The following is a 12,407-nucleotide window of genomic DNA, read 5'->3' as shown; positions in this document are numbered from 1 at the left end:
CGCTGAATTACTCAATAGTACAGTACAGCGTACTAACCAATATTACGTTGTATTACACGGTAATTAGGCGTAAGATTAAAGTAACCCCAGGGTTTTGCTGCGGACCAGGAAACAGGCGCCTGTGACGCCGGCTTTGTCGCCGAGCTTGCTGGTTTTGATTGTGGTGTCTTTGTTGACCAGGGACAGGGAGTATTTGTTGATGGCGCTTTTTAGCGGCAGCATTAGATAATCTTTTGCTACTGAGAGTGTTCCGCCGACGACTATTAGTTCAGGGTTGAACAAATTGATTAGTCCTGCAACCGCACGGCCAAGTGTATTTCCAATTTGCTCCATGATTTCTATCGCGAGTATATCCTCATGCCTCAGGGCGCGCAGTATGTCTTCTTGTGAGATGTCTTCTCCTTTGGCGTATTTATCTGATAATAAGGATATTTTCTTTTGCTTTAAGGCTTCAAGAAATAGTCTGTGCAGCGCTGAGCCGGATGCGCCGGTCTCCAGGCAGCCGGATTTTCCGCAGCGACAAAGAACGTCATTGTCTAACATAGGGAAGTGTCCGAACTCTCCGGAAAAGCCTGATTTTCCGTAATATAGCTTGCCGTCTATTATGATGCCGACTCCAAGGCCCCAGCTGGCGTTGATGAAAAGCATTGTCTTCTCGTTACTTGCGACTCCGCACATATATTCGCCATAAGTCATGGCACGCGTATCATTCTCTAGATGAACGGGATATCCCATTCTCTCCTCCAGCAAAACAGATAGCGGACGCTCTTCAAAATAGTAGTTGTAGCAGTAGCCGGTTTCTGAGTTTACGCGTCCCGACAGATTCACACCTATTGAAAGTATTTTTTTCTTGACAATCTTACTCTCTGATATAAAGTTCTTTACAACAGTACAAAGTCTGTCGAGAGACTGAATAGTGTTATCAATTTTAAAATGAACGGCACCTTTATAAAATACCATCTGCCCCTTGAAGTTTATAATACCCAGGTTTACAGAGTCTTGAGTAATGTCAACTCCGACAAAATAGCCGGCGTACGGGTTAAGTCCGTAAATATTTGGGCGCCTTCCGCCGCTGCGGCCTTGCTTGCCATAGTCATGCACAAAGCCCTCATTTATAAGCTCTCCAATAAGTTTGGTGGTCGTAGGGACGGATAAGTTAAGCTCCTTGCTTAAATCAGTAATGCTGAAGTCCCCGCCGGTGATGTAAAGACCAATAATCTGCCGCTTCAAAAGGGCATTTTTATTTCCCTCTTCAGCCTGGCGTAAAAAAGTTTCTGTCATAATCCTCTGTTTAACAGTACGTTCATGGTGCTGTCTTTATCATTTGCAAACGCCGTTTATGTTTGCTATTCACAAAGATAAAAATTTTTATTTTCTAAAGGCTACTTTATAAAGTTTTTACATAAATTTGTGAACCAAGATTGCACGCCGTCATATTGGTTATGACGACGTTATATTGGATATTACAACGTCATATCGGATATGACAACGTTATATTGGTTATTACGGCGTTATAAAATTAGATGTTATGGGAAGGAATTTTAGAGCAGTGATTTTATTCACGATGGCGGCGTTGCTGGCGTCTTGCGGCGGTGGCAGCGGAGGAAGCGGTACGTTTACTTATCCTTCAGGAGGTGGGAGCAGTTCCGGCGGCGGTACTGGCAGCGGGACTACTACGAATTATCCTACAGGATTGAGTGTCAGCCAGTTTACAGAGAACTTTTCAGACGGGACTAAGTGTGTGGGATGGGTTGCTATTGCGGATACTAAAGCAAATACAAAGCTGCATTTTGCTGCATATCAGCCATCTGCGGCATCAACTCCATCCGGAATTTTTACACAGTTCAAGTCTTCGGGTGCCGGGACTCCTTACGTTGTGACCAACGGCGGATACTTTTATAACGGAGCTTCTTTGAGCTTGCTGATTCATGATGGAATTGTGAAAAGCATTGCAGCTCAGGCAGATTACAACTGCACAGACCAAAAAGGAAAATCTATCGTGACCTATCCTGTGCGTGGTGCTTTTGGCCTTACATACTCCGGGAGCTTTGAGGCTCAGTGGGTTTACTGCGTTGCTGACCAGGCGAACAAGCCTTATGCGTTTCCTTCAACTATGGGGAATGATGAGCAAACAAAAACATATTTGAGTTCTCCCGTTACTTCAAAATCTGTCGGAGCGGTGCAATGGTCTCCTGCTGAGGCAATTGGAGGCGGTCCTGTTTTGGTAAAAAACAGCTTGAATGTTGCGGTTGCCTCATATTGGGGTGAACTTTTGGATGCAGGCGGAACCGCAGGTTTATCCCGACAGCCTCGTACTGCAATTGGCGCAACCTCTGATGGTAAGGTGATTGTGATAGTTTGCGATGGCCGCAATCAGAATGGAAGCATAGGGCTTACATTGAATGAGCTTGCTGCAAAATTTATTTCATTGGGTGCGGTATGTGCTGTGAATCTGGATGGTGGGGGCTCTTCTGAAATTGTGGGCAAGGATGGGAAGGCGCTGAATTCTCCGTCTGACGGAACAGAGCGTAACGTGCCAACTGCTGTTGTTCTATATGAAAAGTAGAACTTTTCTGATATTGCTTTTGTTTTTTGCTATGCCATTGAATGCACAGCAGACCAGACACATATACATGTGGATGGATATTGAAGCAAATTATTCCCGTCTCTCAGATGCTGATTCTGTCCGCTATTACATTGATAAAATGAAAGTTGCGGGCGTTACAGATATGGTGCTGGATGTTAAGTCAATCATGGGAACGGTTGCTTATCAGAGTAAAATTGCTCCGTATATGGGTGAATGGATGGGCGTTAGGAGAGCTCCTGATTATGATCTTGTGCAACTTGTTATTGATGAGGGACATAAATCCGGGATGGGAGTTTTTGCCTCTATGAATATTTTTGCGGGAGGTCACAATTATTATCGCAGCGGAATTCTGTTTGCCGGTGAGAGTAATCGCAAAATCAGTAATGGAGCTTTGAGCGCTGAGGGAGGCTTAAGCGCTGTTAATATAAGCTCTTGGCAATCACAGGTTTACTGGCGCAATGAGATTTTTCCCATACTCAGATGTATTGGAATTACAATGCCATGCTGAATCCTGCGGACCCGCAAGTGCAAGATTATGAGTTGTCTATCATTAAGGAGTTTGTTGGCAAGTATAAAGCTCTTGACGGAATTATCTTTGATAGAGTGCGTTATGATGATATAACTTCTGATTTTAGTAGTCTTTCCAGGGAAAAGTTTGAGAAATATATTGGACATGCCGTTAAAAATTGGCCGCAAGATGTTTTCAGCTGGAATCCAAGTGCGGCAGCTGACAGTGTAAAGGCTTATGTGTCAATTGGTAATGTTGGCAATGGCGCTGTTGGCGGAAGAGTGGATGTTGCCAGCCGTGTAAGAATGATTATGTCCCGCGGTCGTGCGGATTCTCTTTATAACGCTGATAAGCAGAATATTGTGCCGGGGCAGCTTTATGGCAAATGGCTGGAATGGAGAGCACATGTAATCAAAGAATTCCTGTCGCGAGCTAGAAAAGAAGTGAAGGAAATTAATCCGGATTTAAAAGTTGGAGTTTATACAGGTGCCTGGTATGACAGCTATTATAACGTTGGAGTTAATTGGGCATCAGAGCATTATGACTTGTCTGCCCAAATGGTAAAATTGCCTGCAACTACAATTGCTCCTGCAAGAGTAATTAGAAAATATCCTTGGGCTACAGCTAAATATGGCAAGCAGGGGTATGCGGAATTGCTGGATGTTTATATGAGCGGTTTCTATTATGAAAACATTTCCGCCGGAAACATCGGAGCCGTAAAAGATGTGTTGCGAGGTGCTGTGCCGTTGACAGGAAGTATCTGTGTATCAGTTTATCGCGGCAACGTTAATGGATTTGTAAGTAACATGCATGTGCTGTTGGGCAGTGGCGCAAGTAGTGCAAGTAGTGCGAGTAGTGCGAGTAGTGCAAGTAGTGCAAATAGTGCAAGTGTTGCAAATAGTGCAAGTGTTGCAAATAGTGCAAGTGTTGCAAATAGTGTAAGTGGGGCGAGTGATGTAGTTACCGGCGGCGGTTGTGACGGAGGCGTGATGATTTTTGATATGAGTCATATTGTGCATTATGGCTGGTGGGGACCTCTTAAAAATGCATTGAGCAGTAGATAATTATATATACCATGAAAAATATTATGGCAATTTCTTTATTAGCACTTGCGGCTTTTGCTTTTAATGGCAATGTATGCGCACAAACTGAACAGAAGGGACAATCGGTTAAAATCGTGAAAGCCTCTGACCCTCAGATAACTTACTCCGGAAGGGTGCTTTTTCACAGTAGCGGAAATGTGCAATCTGCCGGCAGCATGCAGTCCGGTAACAAGAAAACTCCGGCAGCGTTTCTTTTGACTGGGCCGGCGTTCATGCAACTTTCAAGTTTACAGGAGGTTATTGCGCAGTGCGGCTTTCAGATACCGGACGTGATTACTATAATGTCTTCATTGACGGCGTGTTAAGCAAGGTTGCTATTGCGCACGGCAATGACACAACAGTTGTGCTTGCTGAGAATTTGTCTAAGGGACCGCATACTTTGCTCATTCAGAAACGTACTGAGGGTGAGCAGGGTATGACTACTCTTCATGAATTCCTTTTAGCTCCCGACGGCAAAATTATCCAAGAAAATAAAAAATCGTCAAGCATTATTGCAAGGGATAAATCTTGTTCCGATGTAAAACTTGGTGCCAATAATCCTATCAAGAAACGCCGCATTTTATTTATTGGCAACTCGCTGACTTGCGGATATGGCACTGAATCTCTCTCCGGCAAAGAAGATTTCTTTGCGGCAACAGAAAATTGCAACAAGGCATTTGGCTGTATATTAAGCCGTTACTTTCATGCTGATTACACTTTAATTGCACATTCCGGTAGGGGAGTCGTACGCAACTGGGGAGACCCAAAGAAAGTATCTGTCGGGAATATGAGAGATAAAATGTTTAATATTTTTGATGAGCCGGGACATGCAAAAATTGCTGCCGAAATGCTAGCCAATAGCGGAAATAATTCAGGCAGCAAAGGCAATCTTGGGGATGTGGCTGATAATAAATATGATTATGCCTCTGACTCTCAAAAGCCTGATGTTGCGGTGATTAACCTGGGTACTAATGATTTTGGCACGGAGCCTTATCCAGATAAAAAAGATTTTATAGAGGCTTATTCGCAGATAGTTGCTGCGGTGCGTAAAATGTATGGTAATATTCCAATTATATGCATTGCTCCGCGCGTGCAAGGCCCTTGTTTTGACTATGTTGCGGAGTTTGTTGAGGGCAGTTCAAACAACTTGCACCTGGCTGCAATTTTTCAAGATTACTGTAATAATACAACTGACCTTGGAGCGTCTGAACATCCTAATTATGAGGGACAAAAGAAGATGGCAATGCTGATAGCTCCGTACATTTCTACAGTTACCGGCTGGGCTGTGGGGGGCGCATTTAAGTAGTTAATTTTATTAAAAAATAGGGCAACCTCTACTAAGAGGTTGCCTTTTTTATTTTACAGCTGCTTTGTATTCTCTGTTAAAGCGATCTGTGACAACAACCTCTATTTGATTGTCTGTGTGCTTGTTGCCGTTTTGATTGCCTGTCAATAACTCTGCCGGAATCCTTGCGCGGAACAGATGCTCTGTTGGCATTGGGGCTATCCAGTCATATTTTATTTTGCTTCGGTCAGAACAAAGCGCCTCTGCATCAGGGTCATTGCCTGTGTATTGCTCCATCCTGCCCATGCATTTCCCGTTCAGGTACCACTCAACTTTCCATCCCTCATCAAAATTCCAAACATTTGCAATTAGCTCTTTATCAGAACTTGCGGAACTTGCGGATGTTGCGGTTGAAGCAGTGGCAGTAGCAGCATTAGCAGAAGTAGCAGAAGTGCAGCATTAGCAGAAGTAGCAGAAGTAGCAGAAGTGGCAGAAGTGCAGAAGTGGCTGCATCTTTTAAGTAAGCTTTTGCCTGATATGAATCCGGCAGTCCTGCGCCTTTGTATAACCATTTGACATTCTTGCCGTTGACATCAAATATTGCGTAGCCCTGAGGTGTTCCGTCCAGACAAATTTTGCCGGGGTAGGGGGCACCGCACCACCACGTGCCGCAGACTGCCGCTATGTTATGTTCATAAATATCAGTACCTTGCAGGCATCCGTTTGCATCATCAATCTTGATTTGCGAATTACCTTTTGCATTGCCTGTATTAACAGCAGTGCTTCTACTATTTTTTGCAAACGGCATGAGCGAGTGGTCAATGTTCAGATTATAATGCATGTGACCCGATATGATATGTGTCTTGCGGCCTGCCAGAACGCTGTACAAATGTTCTGCGTTAACCAGCTGATCTGCAAGTGAATTGAAGTCAAACTGGAATGGCTGCTGCTGTTTTGTAAGAGAGGTCGGCATGTGAATTACCAGGAATATTATTTTGTCCTTTGGCACAAATTGCAAATCTTGCTCTAGCCAGCGGAACGTAGTTTCATCAATGTAGCCAATGTAATCTCCGTCGCGACCTATATAAAAATTGTCATCCAAAAAAATGTAGTGAGCCTGCCCCTTGTTAAAAGAGTAGCGGACAGGTCCAAAATATTTCTCAAAAGTAGAGTATGACGTCTCAAATGTGCGGCCGCCGTAAGTTTGGTCATGATTGCCTATTGTTTTGAAAATAGGCATATTAAGACGGTCTTGAATCTCTATGTATCTTGGGAAAAGCTGCGGTGAATCTCCAACCATGTCTCCGCAGTCCACTCCAAAAATATCTATTTTTTCACTCGCGACAGATATGTCTGTTAATATATTTGTGTTGATTGTATTTGTGGTTTTCTTACTTCCGCGTTTAGATTTTTTACTCTTTTTAGCGCTCGTATTCTGCGTCTGATTATTACTTAAACTAGAATATGCTCCGTTAACGTATGTTGACATGAATTCATTGATATCCTTCACAATTGGCTCATACATATCTAGTTCCTTATTGCTTGTTACCTGCACGTCTGCTTGGGCAACAAAGATATGGTGCTCATCCTGGTTCTTAAAGATTTCAAAGTCATTGCGCGGCCAGCCATCATTTCCTTCATTTGATTTTACATTGTTCTTGCTTATTTCCTGGTAGAACGCAGGTCTGGAACCGTTGCGTGATGTTGTGTATCCTGCAGGGGTAGAGATGCTTATGAACTTTGCATCCTGATTTGTTTCAAGCATGTAATAACCTGTCTTGTTGGTGCAGGTAACGTTGTATCCGTCAGTTACCGCAACCCCTTCCACCCCGTTTCCATTGCACATGACAAATCCGTTTACCATTCTGTTGGAGAATGACTTAACAACGCTTTGTGCATTTGCAATATTTATTGATGCCAGCACAAGTAAAAGTTCCAACGGAACTTTTTGTATGTAATTGCAAATCAGTTGTTTAATTTTTTTCATCTCAGTATGTTTATAAACTAACTTATTGTGAATCAAATATATGTAAAAAGTTGCGAGGGAACTATTATTTATTTGCAGCTTTGTATTTGTCAATCCCGGCTTTTAGTTCATCCCAGTAGCCGTTCGCTTTTACTGAACTCATGTCAAAGCAGAAGTAGCCGTTGCCTGAATTGATGCAGGCGTCTACGCTGTTTGTAACTGCAAGACTGAGTGTTGCAGGCGTTTGTCCGCCTGTGTACCAGTTGCCGACATCGGGTCCGCCTGCGTATTTTGTAGCGCCGTTAATTACTATTCCGGCTTGTTTGCAGAAGCCCTGTATAGTCCACTCTGTGCTTCCATAAACATTTGAAGGAGTGGCGTATGCGCCAATCAGCATGAAGTCAAGCAGACTTGCATAACCGTAGTTTTTATAATCTGCGGAGGCCCAGTTTGGATAGTATAAAGATGTGTCATAAGTGCTGCTTGCCCAGTTTACTCCGCTTTCATAATAACTTGAGTACCAGCCTCCAACGTAAGTTCCAAATTGTATTGACGGGTTAACGGCCTTTACTGCCGCACGTGCTTTTGAGACAAAATCATATATGGTTTTTGCTCTGAACTCCAGCCATTTTTTCATGTACTTTGGAGCAGTGGCGCTTGTAACTGAGCTAGGGTCAGTATTATATGCCAGGCAATCATTTGGCCAGTTCCCGACAGTTGTTCCAATGTATGCCTCAAATTTTGCGCGGGTGTAGTCAGAAAAATCGCTAGATGCATCATCATATCTGCAGCGGTCCAGGAATATGCCGTCAATTTTATATGCGGCTAAATCTCTGAGCATTTGTAGAATATAGTTCTGTACATCTTCCCTTAACGGATTTAAAAATTTTGTTCCGTATGTAGAAGGGTCGGAAATATCCATCTCGTTCACAATTCCTGATGCAGTATTAATTGATGTGCACCAATCTTTTCTGGAGGATTCTCTAAACAGCATGCCTTGCTCTCCAAGTCCGTACATATACTTGCAACCTCCCGTAAATGTGTTGATTGCAGCGTGGACTTTAAGACCAAGCGCATGCCCCGCATCTATAAACGCCTGAAGATAATCCCATGTTGCCGTTCTCTCAAAGAAGCGATATGATGAACCCTCCCAAATATCAAGCTTTGTAACCTGCCGCTCAGCAGATGTTTTGAACAGCACATCTCCCTCGGAAGGACGCACGTCAACTACAATGTCTGTGAATCCCGCGTCATAAGCCAGCTTTAAATCTGCCGCAATATTATCTTTTGAATTTGCATAAGATTTAAAGTTTGCTGCTGCGTCAATCCACAAATATCTTGGTTTTAAGGTAGTTGTCTTGCTTGTCGTATCTCCCTTTGGGTATACGAAATGGTCGTCGTTTCCCTTTGTACAGGAGAAAAGTGTAACTGTCGCGATGAAAATTAAAACTAAAAACCGCACCGCAAAACAGGGACAATTACTTGATATTCTTTTCATTTAATTTAAATGATTTTCACTATGTAAATTTAAATAAAAAAACTCCCGCCGTAAAGTGGGGCGGGAGTTTTCCAACTTATATAACCCTACTGCTTAATACAGTCAAATTTGAAGCATTCGATGGCATCATTGTTATGCTCGATGTAAACCATATACATCATGTAACCATCTAGTGTTGAATAAAGTACAACATCTCCGCAAGCTCCAACTCCATCTCCGGTTGAGTAGTATGAAGTTAATGTTGGTTTGTAAGCCATTGGTGTTGTTGCATCTACAGTTCCTGCAAATGAGCTTGGATTGCTTGCATCATACATGTAAAGCAACTGAGCCATACCCCATTGAGGGAAGTGAGAAGTGCAAAGCAATGCTGCATAAACGGCTTTGTTAAAGGTAACTGTGCCGATTGAATTGTTGTTGTATCCCCAGCCTGTTCCGTCGCTTTGAGGGCCAAGCATTACGCTTCCCGCAAATGAAGTTCCGTTAACAAAGTACAGATTATCATATCCGCTGTCATAGCATGAAGCCATTAAACCGTTGGCAATGTTGTTTGAAAGAGGAGAGACATCTGCGTTGTTGCCGGGACCTGCTCCCCAGCCCGGAGTTGCTCCAATGTTGGAAGTGGTTGCTCTAACCGGTGCACCAACAGTTCCGTTAGTTATTGTCCAGTAAACAATATCATTGCTAACACTCACTCCGTCAATGCCTTCTACAGTTGCAACTATCAAAGCGTTTCCGTCCAAATCTCCGTGAACGCGTACTTTGTATCCAAGAGGGAATCCGTCGGGAATAGTATAAGAAAGCAATAATGTAGGTGCTGTTTTAACGCTGTTAGTTCTCCAAATCTTAAACTCAGTAGCAGAATAGTTGCAGATTATCATATTGCCTGCATCATCATTCTTTACGCAACCCGATGCGTCAGCAGAGCCAAGGTTGATACTCCCTTTGGCTGAGCCATTTGCAAGGTCCAGATAAACCGGCGTTGTGCCGTTGCTGCTGTTTACTACAACATAACCGTCGCATACAGCCAATGATACATTGTTCAAAACCTCGTAAGGCGAGCCAATTGCAGAGGCTTGTTTGCTCCACAATAAAGTCTCTGAGCCTGAGCGGAATCCGTAAGAAGTTTTCTCCGGCTGTTTAAGAACAATCTTATATTCTCTCTTATCTCCGTTCTGAGCGGTAACAGTTACAAGCGTGTCCTTATAGAAGTTCATCGTTGCAACTCCGTCATAATTAGAGGTTGCGTGAGGGTCAAGAGTGATGGAAGGTGTAACTGCGCTCACATCAACACCTGCGCCGACAGGGAAGGTAACTGTATTAGCTGTGTTGTCAACAATTCCTGTAAGTGAAGGGTTTGTGACAGAGAAAGCTTGTATTTTGTTTCCCGACAGTTTAACAATTTCACCCCTGATGCAGATTTTATGCTGCTCTCCGCGGCCGTCCGTATAGGTGAAATAGTTTGGCTGGGTTAGGTCCAAGATGCCAAGCTTTGGCTCTATAAAGCAGTTGTAATCCATTGTTGCATAGACCTTCATGCTAGTAATATCAGTAACCTGATTATTGCTCTCTTCCGGGTAATAATAAGGTATTTTAATTACAATATCTTGAGTAAGGTCAGAAACCGTGGCGGTAAATGTTGCTGCGGAATTTCCCTTATATGTTCCAGAATTGAACATAGCTGAAACGCTTGTAAGTCCAAGAGATTCAGTTGTTGGTGTGAAATCCTGAGGACTCTGGCAGCTTGCAAAAATTCCTGCAAACGCCAGCATTATCATCATAAATTTTTTCATCTGTTTCATAATAATTACCTCCATGCTTCAAATTGTTGTACAGCGGTATTGTTCTGCAACTCATCTTCCGGCATAGGAATCTGATACAATCTTGCCGGGAAGTATCTGTCTTGTCCGTCGCAGTCAACATAAGTGTAATTAAGGACTCCGCCAATTCTGTCAATTCTTAGTCCGTGAACTCTTGTTCCGGTATAAGCGGTAGCTGAAAGTTTCCAGCGGCGCATGTCCCAATAAAGCTGTCCTTCAAATGCAAGCTCAACTTTTCTCTCATGCTGAATGGCAGCCAAAAGATCTGTGCCTGAGTAATTTCTCTGTGGAAGATTAACTCTTGCACGTACCTGATTCATGTAAGTTCTTGCGTCAGCCTCTTTGCCGCTGATGTGATATGCTGCTTCTGAAGCGTTTAGCAAAACTTCCGCATAGCGCAGTGCAATCCAAGGAGATGTAGCACGGTCATTTACAGACATATCGTGAGTCTCATCTACAAGTTTTCTTAAGAAATATCCTGTGGTTGTCTTGCCGCCTGTCTGAGGTTTCTCTTTCCATGCTATGTAACCATCTTTGCTTGCTGCATCCGTGGTGATATTCATAGTGCGTCCTTTCCAAGTGCAGCCGTTGTAAATAATTGTCTCTGCGAATCTTGGCTCAAGTTCATCATAAGGAGGGGTAGCTGTTGTAGCTGTAGTTGTGGCGTTATCCCACTCGCTCCAGTCAACTTGTGTTCCGTTAGCTTTTTCATACATCTCTACCATTTCCTGAGTAGGGGTGCCGAGAGCTCCCGTTACAATTCCTGCGTCTCCGCCGGGTGAGAAGTTAAGGTCAAAGCTGTGAGTTACTCCGCTCAGATTGTACTGATATTCAATGATTGATTCAGTATTTCCTTGTGCTGCAGTTGTTGACCAAGCTGTCTTGTAATCTGCGGTTAATGAATATTTGCCAGACTTGATAACTGCGGAAGCAGCATCAAAAGCATCCTGCCAGCGCTCTGCATAAAGCATTGCACGTGAAAGCATTCCGTAAGCGGCGTACTTTGTCAAACGTCCCGTAGCACTTGTCTCCGGAAGATTTGTAGCAGCAAATTCCAGCTCATCATAAACATATTGCCAGCAATCAGCCTCTGAACTTAGCGGCATGTTATACTGATATGTATTGTCCAAATCTTCAGTTCTTAAAATGCACTGCTTGCTGCGTTTTAGAATTTCAAAATACAGCCAGCCTCTGAAGAATCTGCACTCTGCAAGAAGACGAGTCTTTGTTGCGTCATCATAAGCAGCGTACTTGTCGATATTTCTGATAGCTATGTTAACTTGTGATATATAGCCATATAGAAGGTCCCAGCTTCCCAGGAAAAATGCTGCCGTTGAAGCAGGAAGACCATCTTCTGCGTAAGCAATCTGGTTTGCAAACCACATGTGTGTATTTAATGTGGTGCAACCATACTTCAAAGTCTCTGTCATTCCTTCTGTTAGTCCGACAGATGATTGGCCAACATCAAATTGACCCATTGCATCAATGAAGTGGTAAAAACGATTGACTGCCAGTTCTGTATAATTTGCATCTGCAAACAACATCTTGTCAGATTGTGAATTTGTTGGTGTCAAATCCATATAGCTGTTGCAAGAATTCAGCAGCAGAGCTACACATGCAATCAATGATAATAATGTATATTTTTTCATAATATTCATCCTATT

Annotated in this window: 8 protein-coding genes and 2 pseudogenes; 5 read left to right on the top strand and 5 right to left on the bottom strand. The window is 43.2% G+C overall.

Translation table 11 applies throughout. The features are described 5' to 3' along the window. Positions 1-75 precede the first annotated feature (75 nt). Positions 76-1,281, bottom strand: a complete 1,206-nt coding sequence (locus LKM37_09375; protein ID MCI1721192.1) for an ROK family transcriptional regulator — start codon at positions 1,279-1,281, stop codon at positions 76-78. 247 nt (positions 1,282-1,528) lie between these two features. Between LKM37_09375 and LKM37_09370 the strand changes: the two genes are divergently transcribed. The 5 genes and pseudogenes from LKM37_09370 to LKM37_09350 all read left to right on the top strand — a co-directional run bounded on the left by LKM37_09370 (position 1,529) and on the right by LKM37_09350 (position 5,483). Continuing rightward, positions 1,529-2,566 (top strand): phosphodiester glycosidase family protein, encoded by a 1,038-nt coding sequence (locus tag LKM37_09370; GenBank protein ID MCI1721191.1) that lies wholly within the window; start codon positions 1,529-1,531, stop codon positions 2,564-2,566. Next, positions 2,556-3,095: a family 10 glycosylhydrolase gene (locus LKM37_09365; protein MCI1721190.1), complete on the top strand. Its 540-nt coding sequence runs from the start codon at positions 2,556-2,558 to the stop codon at positions 3,093-3,095. The genes LKM37_09370 and LKM37_09365 overlap by 11 nt, the downstream gene beginning before the upstream one ends. Then, complete coding sequence (locus LKM37_09360; GenBank protein MCI1721189.1) at positions 3,068-4,159, top strand: family 10 glycosylhydrolase; 1,092 nt, start codon at positions 3,068-3,070, stop codon at positions 4,157-4,159. The genes LKM37_09365 and LKM37_09360 overlap by 28 nt, the downstream gene beginning before the upstream one ends. Positions 4,160-4,433: 274 nt before the next feature. After that, positions 4,434-4,601: pseudogene (locus tag LKM37_09355) on the top strand (lysophospholipase). Positions 4,602-4,613: 12 nt separating this feature from the next. Beyond that, positions 4,614-5,483: an SGNH/GDSL hydrolase family protein gene (locus LKM37_09350; protein MCI1721188.1), complete on the top strand. Its 870-nt coding sequence runs from the start codon at positions 4,614-4,616 to the stop codon at positions 5,481-5,483. Between the two features lie 48 nt (positions 5,484-5,531). Here LKM37_09350 and LKM37_09345 read toward each other — a convergent pair. From LKM37_09345 to LKM37_09330, 4 genes and pseudogenes are all read right to left on the bottom strand, one after another. After that, positions 5,532-7,308 (bottom strand): annotated as a pseudogene (locus LKM37_09345) (calcineurin-like phosphoesterase family protein). A 205-nt stretch (positions 7,309-7,513) separates the two neighbouring features. After that, entirely contained in the window at positions 7,514-8,926 is a 1,413-nt protein-coding gene (locus LKM37_09340) for a family 10 glycosylhydrolase (GenBank protein ID MCI1721187.1), read from the bottom strand. Between the two features lie 86 nt (positions 8,927-9,012). After that, positions 9,013-10,740: a DUF5018 domain-containing protein gene (locus LKM37_09335; protein MCI1721186.1), complete on the bottom strand. Its 1,728-nt coding sequence runs from the start codon at positions 10,738-10,740 to the stop codon at positions 9,013-9,015. Further along, entirely contained in the window at positions 10,731-12,392 is a 1,662-nt protein-coding gene (locus LKM37_09330) for a RagB/SusD family nutrient uptake outer membrane protein (GenBank protein ID MCI1721185.1), read from the bottom strand. Before LKM37_09330 ends, LKM37_09335 begins: the two co-directional genes overlap by 10 nt. Positions 12,393-12,407 lie beyond the last annotated feature (15 nt).

The organism is Bacteroidales bacterium, from assembly GCA_022647615.1.
Classification (GTDB): Bacteria; Bacteroidota; Bacteroidia; order Bacteroidales; family UBA932; genus Egerieousia.
This window is presented reverse-complemented; position numbering and strand designations above follow the sequence as displayed.